This window comes from Micromonospora sp. (assembly GCF_048594385.1).
GTDB lineage: Bacteria > Actinomycetota > Actinomycetes > Mycobacteriales > Micromonosporaceae > Micromonospora > Micromonospora wenchangensis.
This window is the reverse complement of the sequence record NZ_JBMDWU010000187.1, coordinates 1-17,297: the sequence shown is the minus strand read 5'-3', so window position 1 is coordinate 17,297 and position 17,297 is coordinate 1. Positions and strand designations below refer to the sequence as shown.

17 protein-coding genes are annotated in these 17,297 nt (G+C 73.7%); 6 read left to right on the top strand and 11 right to left on the bottom strand.

Features of this window, described 5'->3' with window-relative positions; genetic code table 11:
- Positions 1-56: 56 nt before the first annotated feature.
- The 4 genes from dxs to ACOJTC_RS10145 form a co-directional block, all read right to left on the bottom strand.
- Entirely contained in the window at positions 57-2,012 is a 1,956-nt protein-coding gene (dxs, locus tag ACOJTC_RS10160; protein WP_420116663.1) for a 1-deoxy-D-xylulose-5-phosphate synthase, read from the bottom strand.
- A 121-nt stretch (positions 2,013-2,133) separates the two neighbouring features.
- A complete protein-coding gene (locus ACOJTC_RS10155; RefSeq protein ID WP_420116662.1) occupies positions 2,134-3,324 on the bottom strand; it encodes an anhydro-N-acetylmuramic acid kinase in 1,191 nt (396 codons plus the stop codon).
- A 13-nt stretch (positions 3,325-3,337) separates the two neighbouring features.
- Complete coding sequence (locus tag ACOJTC_RS10150; protein WP_420116665.1) at positions 3,338-4,621, bottom strand: class I SAM-dependent RNA methyltransferase; 1,284 nt, start codon at positions 4,619-4,621, stop codon at positions 3,338-3,340.
- A 101-nt stretch (positions 4,622-4,722) separates the two neighbouring features.
- On the bottom strand, positions 4,723-6,792 hold the full coding sequence (locus ACOJTC_RS10145; RefSeq protein WP_420116661.1) for an APC family permease: 2,070 nt from the start codon (positions 6,790-6,792) through the stop codon (positions 4,723-4,725).
- Positions 6,793-6,953: 161 nt separating this feature from the next.
- On the opposite strand from ACOJTC_RS10145, the gene ACOJTC_RS10140 reads away from it, so the two are divergent.
- A complete protein-coding gene (locus ACOJTC_RS10140) occupies positions 6,954-7,619 on the top strand; it encodes a potassium channel family protein (protein ID WP_204923984.1) in 666 nt (221 codons plus the stop codon).
- A gap of 3 nt (positions 7,620-7,622) precedes the next feature.
- Complete coding sequence (locus tag ACOJTC_RS10135) at positions 7,623-8,312, top strand: potassium channel family protein (RefSeq protein ID WP_204923983.1); 690 nt, start codon at positions 7,623-7,625, stop codon at positions 8,310-8,312.
- 69 nt (positions 8,313-8,381) lie between these two features.
- Here the strand turns inward: ACOJTC_RS10135 and ACOJTC_RS10130 are convergent, their stop codons facing one another.
- Genes ACOJTC_RS10130 through dut form a run of 4 tightly spaced genes read right to left on the bottom strand, consistent with a single transcriptional unit; the run spans position 8,382 to position 10,791 of the window.
- Positions 8,382-9,065 (bottom strand): DUF3159 domain-containing protein, encoded by a 684-nt coding sequence (locus ACOJTC_RS10130; protein WP_204923982.1) that lies wholly within the window; start codon positions 9,063-9,065, stop codon positions 8,382-8,384.
- The gene (locus ACOJTC_RS10125) at positions 9,062-9,442 is read right to left on the bottom strand and encodes an OB-fold nucleic acid binding domain-containing protein (RefSeq protein ID WP_088646422.1); all 381 of its coding nucleotides are present in this window, start codon (positions 9,440-9,442) and stop codon (positions 9,062-9,064) included. The genes ACOJTC_RS10130 and ACOJTC_RS10125 overlap by 4 nt, the downstream gene beginning before the upstream one ends.
- A gap of 10 nt (positions 9,443-9,452) precedes the next feature.
- Positions 9,453-10,193 carry a DUF3710 domain-containing protein gene (locus ACOJTC_RS10120; protein ID WP_420116660.1) on the bottom strand — a complete coding sequence of 247 codons (741 nt, stop codon included), beginning with the start codon at positions 10,191-10,193 and terminating at the stop codon, positions 9,453-9,455.
- Positions 10,194-10,218: 25 nt separating this feature from the next.
- Positions 10,219-10,791 carry a dUTP diphosphatase gene (gene dut, locus ACOJTC_RS10115; protein WP_372444558.1) on the bottom strand — a complete coding sequence of 191 codons (573 nt, stop codon included), beginning with the start codon at positions 10,789-10,791 and terminating at the stop codon, positions 10,219-10,221.
- Positions 10,792-10,833: 42 nt separating this feature from the next.
- On the opposite strand from dut, the gene ACOJTC_RS10110 reads away from it, so the two are divergent.
- Positions 10,834-11,334 (top strand): DUF3093 domain-containing protein, encoded by a 501-nt coding sequence (locus ACOJTC_RS10110; protein ID WP_204923980.1) that lies wholly within the window; start codon positions 10,834-10,836, stop codon positions 11,332-11,334.
- Positions 11,335-11,422: 88 nt separating this feature from the next.
- On the opposite strand, the gene ACOJTC_RS10105 is transcribed toward ACOJTC_RS10110, so the two are convergent.
- Both ACOJTC_RS10105 and ACOJTC_RS10100 read right to left on the bottom strand, forming a co-directional pair.
- Positions 11,423-12,229 (bottom strand): hypothetical protein, encoded by an 807-nt coding sequence (locus ACOJTC_RS10105; RefSeq protein WP_420116664.1) that lies wholly within the window; start codon positions 12,227-12,229, stop codon positions 11,423-11,425.
- A gap of 261 nt (positions 12,230-12,490) precedes the next feature.
- Positions 12,491-12,787 carry a DUF4193 domain-containing protein gene (locus tag ACOJTC_RS10100; protein WP_067315205.1) on the bottom strand — a complete coding sequence of 99 codons (297 nt, stop codon included), beginning with the start codon at positions 12,785-12,787 and terminating at the stop codon, positions 12,491-12,493.
- 433 nt (positions 12,788-13,220) lie between these two features.
- Here ACOJTC_RS10100 and ACOJTC_RS10095 point away from each other — a divergent pair, with 433 nt between their 5' ends.
- Positions 13,221-13,739: a LytR C-terminal domain-containing protein gene (locus ACOJTC_RS10095; RefSeq protein ID WP_204923979.1), complete on the top strand. Its 519-nt coding sequence runs from the start codon at positions 13,221-13,223 to the stop codon at positions 13,737-13,739.
- A gap of 108 nt (positions 13,740-13,847) precedes the next feature.
- Here ACOJTC_RS10095 and ACOJTC_RS10090 read toward each other — a convergent pair whose 3' ends face one another.
- Positions 13,848-14,660: an inositol monophosphatase family protein gene (locus ACOJTC_RS10090; RefSeq protein WP_420116659.1), complete on the bottom strand. Its 813-nt coding sequence runs from the start codon at positions 14,658-14,660 to the stop codon at positions 13,848-13,850.
- 449 nt (positions 14,661-15,109) lie between these two features.
- Between ACOJTC_RS10090 and ACOJTC_RS10085 the strand changes: the two genes are divergently transcribed.
- Both ACOJTC_RS10085 and ACOJTC_RS10080 read left to right on the top strand, forming a co-directional pair.
- Entirely contained in the window at positions 15,110-16,717 is a 1,608-nt protein-coding gene (locus tag ACOJTC_RS10085; RefSeq protein WP_420116658.1) for an RNA polymerase sigma factor, read from the top strand.
- 248 nt (positions 16,718-16,965) lie between these two features.
- Positions 16,966-17,199 carry a DUF7455 domain-containing protein gene (locus ACOJTC_RS10080; protein ID WP_088646450.1) on the top strand — a complete coding sequence of 78 codons (234 nt, stop codon included), beginning with the start codon at positions 16,966-16,968 and terminating at the stop codon, positions 17,197-17,199.
- Positions 17,200-17,297: the final 98 nt, after the last annotated feature.

Sequence of the window (17,297 nt, the reverse complement as noted above, 5' to 3'; positions counted from 1 at the left end):
ACGGGGCAGGGGCGGTCACGGCAGTGCCGTGACCGCCCCTGCGGGGTCGGGGTGGGTCAGTTGGGGGTGGTGTCGGGGGCCGGGAGGCGGACCGTCTCCACGGAGGGGGCGTCGCCGTCCAGGCCGGAGATCCAGCCGGTGACGTCCCGGGCCACGTCCTGCGCGGTCAGCCGCAGGTCGGCCAGGATCTGCGCCCGGGTGCCGTGCGGGTGCCAGTCGGCCGGTACGCCCAGGTCGCGCAGCGGCACCCGGACGTCGGCGTCGCGCATCGCCTGGCCCAGCGCGTCACCGACACCGCCGATGCGGACGCCGTCCTCGACGCTGACCACGAGGCGGTGCCCGGCGGCCAGCTCGACCAGCTCGGCCGGCACCGGACGCACCCAACGCGGGTCGACCACGGTGACGCCGTAGCCCTGCTCGGCCAGCCGGGACGCCACCTCCATCCCGAGCAGCCCGAAGGAGCCCACCGCCACCAGCAGCACGTCGGTACGGGCCGACTCGGCCAGCACGTCGACCGGGCCGACCCGGCGGATGGCCGGCAGGTCGGCGGCGACGGTGCCGGTGGGGAACCGGACGATGGTGGGACCGTCGTCGACGGCGATCGCCTCGCGCAGCTCCTCGCGGAGGCTGGCGGAGTCGCGGGGGGCGGCGATCCGCAGCCCCGGCACCACCCCGAAGACCGACATGTCCCAGATGCCGTAGTGGCTCGGCCCGTCGGGCCCGGTGATGCCGGCCCGGTCCAGCACGAACGTCACCGGCAGCTTGTGCATCGCCACGTCCAGCAGGACCTGGTCGAAGGCGCGGTTGAGGAAGGTCGCATAGACGGCCACCACCGGGTGCAGGCCGCCCATCGCCAGGCCGGCCGCGGAGGTGGCCGCGTGCTGCTCGGCGATACCCACGTCGTACACCCGGTGGGGGTGCTTGCGGGCCAGGGTGGCGATGCCGGTGGGCTCGGCCATCGCGGCGGTGATGCCCACCACGTCGGGCCGCTCGTCGGCGATGGCGACCAGCTCGTCGGCGAAGACCTGGGTCCACTTCACCGACGGGGCGGCGAGCAGCTTGCCGGTCTCGACGTCGAACGCGCCCGGACCGTGCAGGCAGTCCGCCTCGTCCTCCTCGGCCGGGCGGTAGCCGTAGCCCTTGCGGGTCACCGCGTGCACGATCACCGGGCCGCCGAAGTTCTTGGCCGCGCGCAGCGCCGACTCGACGGCGGCGATGTCGTGCCCGTCGACCGGGCCGACGTACTTGATGCCGAGGTCCTCGAACATGGCCTGCGGGGCGACCGCGTCCTTGATGCCCTTCTTGACCGCGTGCAGCACCTCGTACATCGGCTTGCCGACGAACGGGGTGTTGCCCAGGGCGTCCTTGACCGTGTCGAGGACCTTCTCGTAGCCGGGGTTGAGCCGCAGCGACGACAGGTGGTCGGCCAGACCGCCGATGGTGGGCGAGTAGGAACGGCCGTTGTCGTTGACCACGATCACCAGCCGGTTGCCGGCGGTGGCGATGTTGTTCAACGCCTCCCAGCACATGCCGCCGGTGAGCGCCCCGTCGCCGACCACGGCGACCACGCTGCGCTGCTCGCCGCGCAGGGCGTACGCCTTGGCCAGCCCGTCGGCGTAGGACAGGGCGGTGGAGGCGTGCGAGTTCTCGATCAGGTCGTGCTCGCTCTCGGCCTGGCTGGGGTAGCCGGAGAGGCCACCGCGCTGGCGGAGCTTGTCGAAGCCGTCCTGCCGGCCGGTGACGATCTTGTGCACGTACGACTGGTGGCCGGTGTCGAACAGGAGCCGGTCGCGCGGGGAGTCGAAGACCCGGTGCATGGCCAGGGTCAGCTCCACCACGCCCAGGTTGGGGCCGACGTGTCCACCGGTGCGGGACACCTTGGCGATCAGGAAGTCACGGATCTCGGCGGCGAGGATGTCCAGCTGTTCGCCGGTCATCCGCTTCACGTCCTGCGGACCACGGACGGTGCCCAGTAGCCGACCGTGGTTGGCCGTGTCCTCGTCAACACTCATGACGAGAGAGTCTATCGGCCGCCGCACACTCCGCAGCCCTGCCGTGGATCACCGCAGGTGGGAGCCCTGATCGGCGGTGCGACGGCCACCGGCGCCGGTGCGCCCGCCGGGGCGGCCCGGGTCAGCGGAGCACGGCCAGCCGGCGGGGCGGTCGCGGCGCGACCACCCCGTACGGCGGGCCGGACGGGGTCCAGGACCCCAGCACGGCGGCCCGCCGGGCGCCGGTCACCGAGGGCACCGCGCCCGGCAGACCGTGCCAGGACAGCCACCCGAGCAGGGCGAACGCGTACGCCTCCCGGGCCTGGGCGGGCACCCCCAGCTCGTCGGTGGTGCGCAGCGTCCACCGGCCGTCGCCGAGGGCGGACAGCCGACCCCACAGGGTCGGGTTACGGACCCCGCCACCGGCGGCCACCAGCTCGGTCACCCGGTGCCGCCGGCAGGCGTCGGCGACCGTCCGGGCGGTCAGCTCGGTCAGCGTGGCGAACACGTCGTCGCGGGCCACCGGTTCCCCGAGCGCCGCAAGCCGGTCGTCGAGGTAGCCGGCGTGGAACAGCTCCTTGCCGGTGGACTTCGGCGGCGTCGCCGCGTAGTAGGGCTCGGCGAGCAGCAGCGCCAGCAGCCCGGGGTGCACCCGGCCGGCCGCCGCGCGTGCCCCGTCGACGTCGCAGGGCCGGTCGAGGAACCGGCGGGCCGCCGCGTCGAGCAGGGCGTTGGCCGGGCCCACGTCGTAGCCGAGCACGGGGGCGTCCGGCGCGACCACGGTGAGGTTGGCGATACCACCCAGGTTGAGCGCCGCCCGCACCCCGCCGCCGGGCAGCCCGCCCGGGGCGGCCTCGGCGGCCGGGGCGAGCAGCAGGGCGTCGAAGGCGGGGACCAGCGGCGCGCCCTGCCCGCCGGCGGCGACGTCCGCCGACCGCAGGTCCGACAGCACGGGTACGCCCACCCGGGCGGCGACCCGGGCCGGCGCGCCGAGTTGGAGGGTGCCCCGCACGGTGCCGCCGTCGACCCAGTGGAAGACGGTCTGCCCGGGTGAGACGACCAGGTCGGCCGACCCGCCGGCCAGCTCGACGCCGAGCGCGGCGGCGTCGGCGAACACCGCGCCGAGGGCGTTGTCGAGCCGGCAGACCGCCTCGACCGTGGTCGGCCCCGGCGGCAGCACCGCCTCGATCCGTTCCCGCAGCTCCGCGTCGTAGCCGCACTCCCGGTGCCCGAGCGGGCGCATCCGCAGGGTGTCCCCGGCGGTGGTGAACTCGGCGGCGACCACGTCCACCCCGTCGTACGAGGTGCCCGACATCAGCCCGACGATCTTCATCGGGCCAGGCTAGTCAGCGGGCCGGGGGCAGGAACAGGCCGACGAGTTCGACGTGCTGGGTCATCGGGACCAGGTCGTAGCCGCGCAGGGTGGCGAGTCGCCAGCCGGCCCGGCCGAAGGTGCGTACGTCCCGGGCGAAGGCGGCCGGGTCGCAGGCGACGTAGGCGATCGCCCGGGGGGTGGCGGCGATCATGTCCCGCACCACCGCCGCGCCCGCACCGGTGCGTGGCGGGTCGAGCACCACCAGGTCGACCGGGCCGGTGATCCGGCGGCGGGCCAGCGCGGTCTCCACCCGGGCGGCGACCACCTCGACCCGGGACAGGTCGGCCAGGTTGCGCCGGGCGGCGGCGACCCCCGCGGCGGCGGACTCGACCACGGTGACCCGGGCGTCCGGGCCGACCCGGGCGGCGAGCGCGGCGGCGAACAGGCCGGCCCCGCCGTACAGGTCCCAGACGGATTCGCCGGGCCGCGGGTCGAGCAGGTCGAGGACCGCGTCGACCAGGGTGTCGGCGGCGGCCGGGTGCACCTGCCAGAACCCGCCGGCCGGCACCGTCCAGTCCCTGCCGGCGGCGACCTCCCGTACCGTCGCCGGGGCGTCGCCGGCCGTGGGCCCGCCGGGGGCGACGGCCGGGGCCCCGGGAAGGTCGGTCGTCGCCGGCCCGCCGGGGAGGTCGACCGGGGTGGGCGTCCCGTCGGCGAGGGCGGTGACCACGACGTCGCCGCCGGTGGAGGCGACCGTCGCCACCGCGTCGGCCGCCGGCCAGTTCTGCCCGAGTACCGGCAGCGTCTGGATCGCCGGGTGGGCGATCAGGCAGCGGTCGATCGGCACCACCTCGTGCGAGCGGTGCTTGAGCAGCCCGGCCCGGCCGGTGGCGTCGACCGCGTAACGGACCCGGGACCGCCAGCCCAGCGGGCCGCCGGGCAGCGGCGCGACGGTGACCCGCAGCGCGTCGATCTCGGCGTCGGTGAGCCCGCCGAGCCGGCTGAGCTGCTCGCGCACCACGGCCGTCTTCCAGTCGAGCTGGGCGGCCGGGGCCACGTGTTGCAGGTCGCAGCCGCCGCAGCCGCCCGGCCGGGCGTACGGGCAGGGCGGGGCGACCCGGTCCGGTGACGCCTCGACGATCTCGACGGCGTCGGCGCGGGCGAACCCCCGGTGCAGCTCGGTCACCTCGGCGACCACCCGTTCCCCGGGCAGCGCGTGCCGGACGAAGACCACCTGGCCGTCGACCCGGGCCACGCAGTGCCCGCCGGGGGCGACCGCGTCGACTGTCAACTCGACCCGCTCGGCCTCCTCCAACCCGGGCCGCTGGTCCTCGCCGCCCGGCCGGTCCGGCCGGGCGGTGCCGGCCGGCGCGGTGCGGTCGGTGGTCGCGGAACGGGCGGGGCCGGGGTACGCGGTCACGGGCGGTCTCCGGTCGACGGGCCGGGCTCGCCGGACGGGGCGGTCACCGGCGGGACGGGCGGCGGCAGGGTGCTGCGCGGCGCGACCCGGGGCCCCCGGGCGGGGGTACGGCTCAGCGTCTCGTCCAGCCGGTCGAGGTTCTTGGTCGCGGTGGACGCCAACTGCCAGGGCACACTTGTCACCATCACACCGGGCTCGAAGAGCAGCCGGCCCTTGAGCCGCAGCGCGCTCTGGTTGTGCAGCAGGTTCTCCCACCAGTGGCCCACGACGTACTCGGGGATGAAGACGGTGACCACGTCGCGGGGGGACTCCCGGCGGGTGTTCGCCACGAAGTTCAGGATCGGCCTGGTGATCTCCCGGTACGGCGAGTCGACCACGGTCAGCGGCACCGGCAGTTCCCGCCGCTCCCACTCCTGCTGGAGCTGCCGGGTGTCCTTCTCGTCCACGTTGACGGTCACGGCGGTCAGTGTGTCCGGCCGGGTGGCGCGGGCGTACGCGATGGCCCGCAGGGTCGGCTGGTGCAGCTTGCTGACCAGCACGATGGCGTGGTTGCGGGCGGGCAGCACCCCGCGTACCTCGGTCGGTTCCAGCTCGGCGGCGATCCGGTCGTAGTGCCGGCGGATGGCCAGCATCAGCACGTAGATCACCGCCATCGCGGCGATGGCGATCCACGCGCCGAGCAGGAACTTGGTGATCAGCACGATGACCAGGACGGTGCCGGTCATCGCCATGCCGAACGCGTTGATCGCCCGGGAGCGGAACATCCGCCGGCGGGCCTGCGGGTCACGCTCGGTGCGCAGGTGCCGGTTCCAGTGCCGGATCATGCCGGCCTGGGAGAGCGTGAACGAGACGAAGACGCCGACGATGTAGAGCTGGATCAGCCGGGTCACCTCGGCCTGGAAACCGACGATCAGCACGATCGCGAAGACGGCGAGGAAGACGATGCCGTTGGAGAACGCCAGCCGGTCGCCCCGGGTGTGCAACTGCCGGGGCAGGTAGCGGTCCTGGGCGAGGATCGAACCGAGCACCGGGAAACCGTTGAACGCGGTGTTCGCGGCCAGGAACAGGATCAGCGCGGTCATCCCGGCGACCACGTAGAGCAGCACCGACCCGCCGCCGAAGACGGTCTCGCCGAGCTGGGTGGTGACGGTCTTCTGCACGTACCCGTCGGGGCCGGAGAGGATCTGGGTGTTCGGGTCCTCGACGAACTGCAGGCCGGTCAGCCGGGCCAGCCAGATGATGCCGACCAGCATGGACACCGAGATCGTGCCGAGCAGCAGCAGGGTGGTGGCCGCGTTGCGGCTCTTCGGGGCCTTGAACGCCGGCACCCCGTTGGAGATCGCCTCGACCCCGGTCAGCGCGGCGCAGCCGGAGGAGAAGGTCCGCAGCAGCAGGAAGATCAGCGCGAAGCCGGTCACGCTGTGCTCGGCCTGGATCTCCAGCCCGGCGCTGGGGGCGCGCAGGTCGTCGCCGAGGATGAAGTACCGGACCAGCCCGGTGAGGATCATCCCGCCGATGACGATCACGAAGCCGTACGTGGGGATGGCGAACGCGGTGCCGGACTCGCGCAGCCCGCGCAGGTTCATCGCGGTCAGCAGCACCACCGCGCTCACCGCGATCAGCACCTTGTGGGTGGCCACGAAGGGCACCACCGAACCGAGGTTGGCCACCCCGGAGGAGACCGACACGGCGACGGTCAGCACGTAGTCGACCAGCAGCGCGCTGCCCACCGCCAGCCCCGCCCGGGGACCCAGGTTGACGGTGGCCACCTCGTAGTCGCCGCCGCCCGAGGGGTACGCGTGCACGTTCTGCCGGTAGCTGGCCACCACGGTCAGCATGACCACGACCACCGCGAGGGCGATCCAGGGGGAGAACAGGAACGCCGACGCCCCGGCGATGGAGAGGGTCAGCAGGATCTCGTCCGGGGCGTACGCGACGCTGGACAGCGCGTCGGAGGCGAAGACCGGCAGGGCGATGCGCTTGGGCAGGAGGGTGTGCTGGAGCCGGTCCGACCGGAACGGTCGACCGACGAGGAGTCGCTTCAGCAGCGAGGTGGGACTGGCCACAAGCGCTAAGGGTACGACCACCGGATCGTGGTCGCCGGGGGGTGCCTGATCCCCTTCCCAGGTCCCGGCGCGGTACCGTTCGGTCCCCCGTGGTCGGGGTGGACGTGGCAGGCTCGCAGACGACAGTCGCCGGGAGGCGGGCACACCTTGGGAGGGACACCGTGCACGTCGTGATCATGGGCTGTGGGCGGGTCGGCTCGACGCTGGCCCAGAGCCTGGAGTCCCGGGGGCACTCGGTGGCCGTGATCGACCAGGACGCCGACGCGTTCCGCCGCCTCGGCCCCGACTTCGCCGGGATCACCGTCACCGGTGCCGGCTTCGACGGCGAGGTGCTGCGCCAGGCGGGCATCGAACGGGCGGACGCCTTCGCCGCCGTCTCCAGTGGCGACAACTCCAACATCATCTCGGCCCGGTTGGCCCGCGAGACGTTCGGCGTCTCCCGGGTCGCCGCCCGGATCTACGACCAGCGCCGGGCGCAGGTCTACGAGCGGCTCGGCATCCCCACCGTCGCCACCGTCCGCTGGACGGCCGACCGGATGCTGCGCCACCTGGTCCCCGAGGGCAACGTGGAGATCTTCCGGGACCCGACCAGCACCGTGTCGATCATCGAGGTGCCGGTGCACAAGGACTGGATCGGCCGGCCGCTGCGCCAGTTGGAGGAGGCGGCCGGGACCCGGGTGGCGTACCTGACCCGCTTCGGCATCGGCATGCTGCCCACCGCGTCCAGCGTCGTGCAGGAGGGTGACCAGCTCTACCTGATGGTCACCGACGACATCGCCGCCCAGGTCACCGCGGTGGCCGCCACGCCGCCCGAAGGAGGGCACTGAGCCATGCGGATCGCCATCGCGGGCGCCGGCAACGTGGGCCGGTCGATCGCCCAGGAGCTGATCGACAACGGCCACCAGGTGATGCTGATCGAGCGGCAGCCCCGGATGCTGCGCCCGGACCGGGTGCCGACCGCCGACTGGGTGCTGGCCGACGCCTGCGAGCTGGCCAGCCTGGAGGAGGCGAACGTCGCGGGCTGCGACGTGGTGGTCGCCGCCACCGGCGACGACAAGGTCAACCTGGTGGTGTCCCTGCTGGCCAAGACCGAGTTCGCGGTGCCCCGGGTGGTGGCCCGGGTCAACCGGGCCGAGAACGAGTGGCTGTTCACCGAGCAGTGGGGCGTCGACGTGGCGGTCAGCAAGCCCCGGGTGATGGCCGCGCTGGTCGAGGAGGCGGTCACCGTCGGCGACCTGGTCCGGTTGATGACCTTCCGGCAGGGTGAGGCGAACCTGGTGGAGATCACCCTGCCGCCGACCGCGCCCTACGTCGGCCAGCCGATCCACGCCGTGCCGCTCCCCCGGGACGCCGCGCTGGTGGCGATCCTGCGCGGCAAGCGGGTGCTGGTGCCCAGCCCCGACGACCCCATCGAGGCCGGCGACGAACTGATCTTCGTGTGCACCGCCCAGGTGGAGGACGAGGTGCGCGGGGTGATCCTCGGCCCAGACAGCGTGGAACGGACCCGCGGCGCGGGCTGACCGTCCCACCCGGCGGGTGCCGGACGGTTGCCTGCCGGCCCTGGAGGCCCCGGTTGCCGGCCCTGGCGGTCAGCCGCCGGGCAGCGGCTGTGGTGCGGACTCCCGGGTCACCCGGCGTACCACCCACACCGTGATCAGCAGCAGCAGCGCGTAGGGCGGGTAGCCGAGGGCGAGCCGGGCCACCCCCAGCGCGGTGTCCTGGTGGGCCAGGTAGAGCCCGGCCTGCACCCCGACCTTGGCCAGCCAGACCACCCCCCAGAGCACGGTGAGCTGGGTGAAGGTACGCACCAGCCGGGGGTCGTCGCGCCACTCGGAGCGCCCCTTGGCCACCAGCACCGACCAGATCCACCCGACCAGGGGCTGCCGGATCACCGCGGAGAGCAGCAGGGCGATGCCGTAGCCGATGCCGTAGAGGATGCCCGGGAGGTAGAAGTCCCGCTCGTCCCCGGTACGCCAGGCGATGGCCGCGCCGACCGCGATGCCGAACAGCCCGTTGACGGCGTGCCGGACCGGACGGCGCTGGACCAGCCGGACGATCGCGATCAGCACCGCCACCCCGACCGAGGCGATCACCGCCGGCCGTAGCTCGCCGACCACGTTGGCCAGCACGAAGACCACCACGGGGATGCTGGACTCGACCAGCCCGCGCCAGCCGCCGAGCTGGTCGGCCATCTGCTCGGCGAGGCTGGGCAGCCGTTCGTCGTCCGGCGGGGTGGTCTGCGGCTCGGTGGCCGGGGGCTGTCCCGTCGTCACTTCGGCGACTCCAGCTCGTAGTACGGGTTGTAGATGACCTTGCGGTCGTCCCGGACGGCCACCCGGCCCCGGGCGGTCAGGTGCCGGCCCGGCTCGATGCCGGCGATGTGCCGTCGACCCAGCCAGACCAGGGTGACCACGTCACTGCCGTCGTAGAGGTCCGCCTCCAGGGTGGGCAGGTTGGTCCGGGGCGTGTAGACCACCGTGCGGAGCCGCCCGGCGACCGAGACCACCTGCCCCCGCATGCACTGCCGGGCCAGCACGCCACCGGACTCGGCGCTCTCCCGGCGTAGCTCCTGCGCCTCGATCTCGGCCTCGCTGGCGGTGAACCGGCGCAGGATGCCCCGTAGCGACATCCGGCTCTCGTCGGTCGACATGACCTCCGCGTCACCCTCTCCACGCTGACCGGTCGGCACCGGCGTCACCCGGCCCCGGGTGGGACCGTGCCGCCAGCGTACGCCGATCCGGCCCCGCTGCGTCGTTCCGGTGCGGCCGCCCCCGGTCGGCACCCCACCGGAACGCCGCCGCCCCACCGGAACGCCGCCGCCGGCTCGTGGCCGGGACGCGCCGCCGACCTCGGCCGGGTCGCCGGGGGCGGACAGCGGTGCCGGGGGGGCCCCGCCCCCCCCCCGCGGCCGGGTCGGTGGCGGCGGCACCCTGGTAGACGCCCCGGACCATCCAGCGCGGGCCGTCGATGCCGACGAAGCGCAGGTCGGTCGGGCCGTCCGGGGTACGCACCCGGGCGTGCAGCTCGACGCCGTACTCGCCCCGGGCCTCCTGGGCGGTGGCGCCGTCGGCGATCAGCGACTGCCGGATCTCGTCGCGCACCTCGTCCCAGATGCCCTCGGAGCGGGGGGCGGCGAAGACACCGAGCTGGAGGGCGTTGTCCCCGTGGACGAGCACCACCTGCTGGACGACGCCCTGCGGGTCGGCCTGCACCCGCACCTCGACCCCGGGCACCGCCGGGATGTGCAGGCTGCCCAGGTCGAGGCGCTGCACGTCGTCCGGTGCCTCGGCGACGTCGTACGGGCCACGGGCCGGGCCCGCCGTCTCGTACGCGTCGGGGCCGCCGGCCCGCTCGTCACGGGCGTGCCGCCCGTTGTCGGCCCGCTTTCGGGAGAAGATCACTGCGCCCACCCTCCGCTGTTCGCACTCACCCTGCCACCTCTTCCGTCCGTTCGCCGACCCGATCGGTGTCCGCCGCCCGGGTCGGGCCACCGGGCGGGGGCACGAGCCCGGCGTGGCCACCGGTCGACCCGTGTCCGCCGGTCCCCCGTCGGGACCCGGGCAGCACCGCCGCCGGCTGGAAATCGGCCCGCTCCACCCGCTGGACAACGAGTTGCGCGATGCGATCGCCACGGGAGATCTTCGCCGGTGCGTCCCGATCGTGGTTGATCAGGTTGACCAGGATCTCACCCCGGTAGCCGGCGTCGACCGTACCGGGCGCGTTGAGCACCGTCACGCCGAGCCTGGCGGCCAACCCGGAGCGTGGGTGGACCAGGCCGACGTAGCCCTCCGGCAGGGCCAGCGCCACGCCGGTGGGGACCAGGGCCCGGCCGCCGGGGGGCAACTCGACGTCCGCGGCGGCCACCAGGTCGGCACCGGCGTCGCCCGGATGGGCGTACGCGGGCAGCGGCAGCTCCGGATCGAGCTGCCGGACGGGCACGGGTACGGCGTGGGTCACGGGTCTGCCTCTTCCGTCGACGTTCACGGGGTGCCCTGCCATCCTGCCGGGTCGACCGCCCGTCGTGTTCCGTACCCTCGAGGTGTGAGCCTGTCGCCTTCCCCGTCGTCGCCGACCCCGCACGTCGCGGCCGTCCCGGCGTACTCCGAGCGGCTGGGCCTGCCCTGGTGGTGCTGGGCGGCCGGGGTGGCCCTGGCCGGGTTCGCCGCGGTCGAGCTGTGGATGGGCGCCGGCGGGGTACGCGCCTGGCTGCCCTTCGCGCTGCTGCTGCCGGCCACCCTGGCCGGGTTGTGGTGGCTGGGCCGGGTCCGGGTCGCGGTCGCCGACGGTGAGCTGTGGGTCGACGACGCCCACCTGCCCGTCCGGTACGTCGCCGACGCCGTCCCGCTCGACGCCGGTGGCCGGCGCGAGGTGCTCGGGGTGGGCGCGGACCCGCTGGCCTTCGTGGTGCAGCGGCCCTGGATCGGCGGCGCGGTGCAGGTGGTGCTCGACGATCCGGACGACCCCACCCCGTTCTGGGTGGTGAGTTCCCGCCGACCGACCGAGCTGGCCGCCGCCCTGCTGGCCGCCCGCGACACGGCCTGAGCGACAGGGCCTGAGCGAGGCCCGACGCGCCTCCCGGACCGGTCGGCCGGGGTCGGTTCGGGGCGGTTCGAGGTCAGGGCTGGCCGGGTCAGGGCTTGCCGGGGGCAGGCAGGGCGGGTGGCCCGCCGGGCAGCTCCCGGCGCTGCCTGCGCAGGTCGCGGCGGAGCTGGTCGGCCAGGGACCGGGTGGCCCGACGGTTGAGGTAGCTGGCCACGGCCGCCCCGGTGAGGAACGGGCCCAGCGTGGTCAGGTTGCGGCCGAACCGCTTGAGCAGCGTGTCCCGCAGCTCCTTGCGGGCGGCGGTGCCGAGCACCGCGCTCACCCCGACACCCGGCATCATCGGGTTGATCCCCCGCTGGCTGGCCCAGGACTGGACCAGGGCGATGGTCCGGGGGGTGCCGCCGGTGGGCAGCGGTGCGCCGTAGATCTCGTGCAGCTCGCCGATCAGCTTGAGTTCGATCGACACCACGGCCACCGTCTCGGCGGCGAGCAGCACCGGCGCGGACAGCAGGGTCGGGGCGACCGCCCACTCCACCGCGGCGACGCCGCCTCCGGCCGCGCCCACCCCGGCGGTGGCCCGGGTGGCGTTGCGGACCAACCGGTCGGCGAGCGCCTCGTCGTCCAGGCCGGGGAAGTGCCGCCGCAGCGTCGCCAGGTCCCGGACGGGGATGTGCGGCGCGACGTCGGCGACCGTGTCGGTCATCCAGCGCAGCGCCGCCCGTGGCTTGAACAGGTCGGCGATCCCCCGGCCCCGGGCCTGCCCGACCAGCCGGGCGAGCAGTTGCCGACGGCGGGCGGGCGCGATGTCGTCGGCGGTCAGCGCCGCCACCGTGGCACCCAGCTCGTCGCCGGCGGCGGTGACCGCCCCGGCATCGGCCGGGGTGTCCCCGACCATCAGCGTCGGATCGGTGCCGGGCGGGGCGGTCGGATCGGTGCCGGCCCGCCCGTCTCCGGGAACGACGACGGGCGGGCCGACGTCGGACTTCGGACCGTCCGGATCGGACCCGCCGTGCTCGTTCATCCGTCTGCCCCTCCCGTGGTGTCCACCGGTCCGGTGGACGCGCCTACCACGAGTCAAGCAGTAACCCGCCGTACCCGCACGGCGGCTCGGGCAGCGGCGGCCCCGCGAGGAGGCCGCCGCTGGTGTGGTGGGTGCTCAGACGCACTCGCGGCAGATCAGGTCGCCGTTGCGCTCGACCGCCAACTGGCTGCGGTGGTGCACCAGGAAGCAGCGTCCGCACCGGAACTCGTCCTGCTGCATCGGGAGGACCTTCACGGTCAGCTCCTCGTCGGCCAGGTCAGCGCCGGGCAGCTCGAAGCTCTCGGCCACCTCGGCCTCGTCGACGTCCACGGCGCCCGACTGTGAGTCGACCCGCCGGGCCTTGAGCTCTTCCAGGCTGTCCTCGCCGAGGTCGACCTCGTCGCGGCGCGGGGCGTCGTAGTCGGTGGCCATCGGTTTCACTCTCCCATATCGATGTTGTCGCTTCCGGTTGTAACGCCGGGCGACGCTGTTTCGGTTCCCACTGGCCGGCCACCAATGTGTGTCGGTCGCCCGACCCGACGGCCTCTGGATCAAGGTCGCCGGGGGCAGGACCCGACGAGCGCGGTACCTTACCCCCTACCGGGCGAGGCATGTATACCGCCCTCGCGGCAGACATGTACGCCCCAGCGGCCCAAGATGTTCCCAATGTGACTCAGGCGACACGAAGATAGGGGTAGTAGTACCCCGTTCCCGGTTGGCGCGCCGGCATGTCGGACTGTTTCCACGCGTCCGCCGGACAACCGTTAACCTCAGCGGCGTACTCGACGGCCGACGGCGCCGGCCGACGCCGACGTTCGCCGCCACCACCCACTGTCCGGGGAGCACCCAGATGAGCTTTGCGCGAGTGCGAGCACTCGTTGTCGTCGGCCTGCTGGCGGTCGTCGCCCTGGTCATCGTCATCGTCGCCGTGGTCCGCGACACCCAGGGCAGCGGTGCCAACGCCAAGGGCTGCCCCGAGGGCTGGCCGCTGGCCGACCTGTCCCTGCGCACCTACAAGGATGTCAAGATCAACATCCTGAACGGCACCGGCGAGCCGGGCCTGGCCAGCAGCGTGGGCGACGACTTCCGCAACCGGAAGTTCCAGGTCAAGAAGGAGGGCAACGCCCCCAAGCACTTCGACGGCGTCGCGCTGCTGCGGTTCGGTCCCAAGGGGGTCGGCTCGGCGCACCTGCTGCGCGCCTTCTTCCTCAACAACGCCGAACGCGACTACGACCCCAAGCGTCAGGACGACACGGTCGACGTGGTGCTGGGCGACAGCTTCCAGCAGCTGGCCACCACCACCGAGGTCAACCAGTCCCTCGGCGACCTGGGCGCGCCGGTCGCACCGGAGGGCTCCTGCCCGATGCCGGTGGAGGACAAGTAACCGGTCCCGCCACCCCCGGCGACCGCCCGGCCCCACCGCCGTTCCCCGGCTGCCACCCGGCTGTCGCGCCATGCTCCGGCCGCCGGGTGGCGGCCGGCCGGGGAGCGTTCAGGGGCCGCCGGAGGCGTCCAGCGCGGCCAGCCGGGTGTGCAGCGGCGTGAAGAGCGCCGGTGGGGCCGCGATGACCAGGTCGGGGCCGGCCGGACGACCGTTCAGACCGGTCACCCGCAGCCCGGCCTCCGTAGCGACCAGCCCGCCCGCGGCCAGGTCCCAGGCGGCCAGCCCCTTCTCGTAGTAGGCGTCCAACCGCCCCTCGGCGGCCAGGCACAGGTCCAGCGCCGCCGCCCCCATCCGCCGGATGTCCCGCACGTCCCCGATCAGCTCGGCGACCACCCTGGCCTGGTGCCGGCGGCGACCGGCGTCGTAGCCGAACCCGGTGGCGACCAACGCCTGCCCCAGCTCCGTCTCCGTGGAACAGCGCAGCCGCTGGCCGTCGCGCCAGGCCCCACCACCGGCGGTGGCGGTCCACTCCTCGCCGGTCGCGACGTTGCGCACCACCCCGGCGACCACCCGGCCGTCCACCTCGGCGGCGAGCGAGACCGCGCAGTACGGCAGCCCGTACAGGTAGTTCACCGTGCCGTCGATCGGGTCGACGATCCAGCGCACGCCGTCCGCGCCGGCCTCGGCGCCGCCGTACTCCTCGCCGTACACCACGTCGGTCGGTCGGGCCGCGCGCAGGGCTGCCACCACCTGCCGCTCCACCGCCCGGTCGGCGGCGGTGACGACGTCGGTGGCGGTGCTCTTGGTCGCCGCGACCGAGACCCCCTCGGCCCGCATCCGGGCCGCCGTGTCGGCCGCCTCCCGGGCCACCTCGACGGCGATCCCGAGCAGTTCCCGCGCGGTGGGCGTCGAACCCGTCATCGAACCCTGCCCCCTTCGCGGCCGCCGGGCGCGCACCGGGCGTACCGGTCGGGAGCCGACCGCGTCCCGCCCCCGCCGTCCGGCGCGGCGCGTGCGCCGCCGCGCGTCGTCGATCTCGTCCGGACAGCATAGGCAGGCGCCGTCGCGGCCGGACGCACCCGGTGCGACAGGCGGTTTCCGGCGTCGACCGACCGACCGGCGGACGGGTCGATAAGCTGGCCGCAAAGTCGACATCCGTGCCGAACCGGTGGTACAGACGGCCGGTTGCCGTGCGCCGCAGGATGATCGCGCCAACCGGGGTTACAATTCACCCTGCCCACGCGCCACGGACCACCGCCGCACAGCCGGCCCGGGACACGGGGGCCACTCAACGACGTCGACGGCACGGCATGCCACGCTGCGCCGGACGACTCCGGCCGTGCTCGCTCTTCGCCTCCGGAAGGTCATTCGTGACAGAACCCCGCCAGCCCGGCGCCGACGTTCGCTCGCTCACCGACACCCTGATCGCCCACGCCCAGAGCGCCGGTGGTCAGTTGACGTCGGCCCAGCTCGCGCGCACCGTCGAATCCGCCGAGGTGACCCCGGCCCAGGCCAAGAAGATCCTGCGGGCGCTCTCCGAGGCGGGCGTCACCGTGGTGGTCGACGGCTCCGCCAGCACCCGCCCCCGCCGGGTGGCCGCCGCCCGGTCGGCCACACCGGCCTCGCGGGCCACCACCGCCAAGACCACCAAGAAGGCGGTCGCGCCGGCCCCGAAGCAGGCACCCGCCGCCGAGGAGGCCACCGCGCCCGCCCCGCGCAAGGCGGCCCCGCGTAAGGCGGCCACCGCCCCCGGGGTGGCCGCGACGGCCGCCATGCCGGCCGCCAAGGCTACGATGTCGACCCGTGCCACCAAGGCGACGGTGGCCGCCGCCGGGGCCGGCAAGGCCGCCACGAAGGCCAAGGGCGAGGGCGCCGAGGGCGAGATCGATCCCGAGCAGCTGGCTGCGGAGATCGAGGACGTGGTGGTGGAGGAGCCGGCCGAGCTGACCCGGGCCGCCGAGACCGACGCCGCCGCCTCCGCCACCGACAACGACTTCGAGTGGGACGACGAGGAGTCCGAGGCGCTCAAGCAGGCCCGTCGGGACGCCGAACTCACCGCCTCCGCCGACTCGGTCCGGGCCTACCTCAAGCAGATCGGCAAGGTTCCGCTGCTCAACGCCGAGCAGGAGGTCGAGCTGGCCAAGCGGATCGAGGCCGGGCTCTACGCCGCCGAGCGGCTGCGTGCCGCCGACGACGGCGAGGAGAAGCTGACCCGCGACATGCAGCGCGACCTGCTCTGGATCTCCCGGGACGGCGAGCGCGCCAAGAACCACCTGCTGGAGGCGAACCTCCGGCTGGTCGTCTCGCTGGCCAAGCGGTACACCGGGCGGGGGATGGCCTTCCTCGACCTGATCCAGGAGGGCAACCTCGGCCTGATCCGCGCCGTCGAGAAGTTCGACTACACCAAGGGCTACAAGTTCTCCACGTACGCCACCTGGTGGATCCGGCAGGCGATCACCCGGGCGATGGCCGACCAGGCCCGCACCATCCGCATCCCGGTGCACATGGTCGAGGTGATCAACAAGCTCGGCCGCATCCAGCGCGAGCTGCTCCAGGACCTGGGCCGTGAGCCCACCCCGGAGGAGCTGGCCAAGGAGATGGACATCACACCCGAGAAGGTGCTGGAGATCCAGCAGTACGCTCGGGAGCCGATCTCGCTCGACCAGACCATCGGTGACGAGGGTGACAGCCAGCTCGGTGACTTCATCGAGGACTCGGAGGCCGTGGTCGCGGTCGACGCCGTCTCGTTCTCCCTGCTGCAGGACCAGCTCCAGCAGGTCCTGCAGACGCTCTCCGAGCGGGAGGCGGGGGTGGTCCGGCTGCGTTTCGGCCTGACCGACGGCCAGCCGCGTACCCTCGACGAGATCGGTCAGGTCTACGGGGTGACCCGGGAGCGGATCCGGCAGATCGAGTCCAAGACGATGTCCAAGCTCCGGCACCCGTCGCGCTCCCAGGTCCTCCGGGACTACCTGGACTGAGCCGTTCACGTCAACCCGTCGTGTCGGTTTGATCACCAGGCGTAGAACATGCGATGGTGACCCGTCCAATACGTGTTTGTGATCGTTGACGTGGCACCCTGGGTGCACGGCACACTGTCCTTCCCGCCAGGTGTGACCTCGGTCCCCCGCGGGCACACTGGGAAGGCGGGGCCCGGTAAGGGTGTTGCACGATGAGTGAGCAACGACCGAAGAGAGTGTTCATCGGTGACGACCAGAGGAGGAAGGCGATGACCCCGACCCTCACGCCGCCGCCCGAAACGGTGGCTCCCCCAGCCGCCGATGAACGGTGCGACCGCTGCAATGCTGCCGGCAAGCTCCGTATCACTCTGGCGGGTGGGAGCGAGTTGGTGTTCTGTGGGCACCACGCGAACAAGTACGCCGAGGATCTCGTGAAGATCACGGTGAAGTTCGCGACGGACCCGGAGTTCAGCTGGCGAGGCGCCGATCTGATGGCGAACTGACCCGAACCCCTACGACGACGCAGCCGGGGGGGGGGGCGGCCCCCGCGGCGCCCCCCCCCCCCGCGCCGCCCCGACCCCCCCCCCCCCCCCCCCCCCCC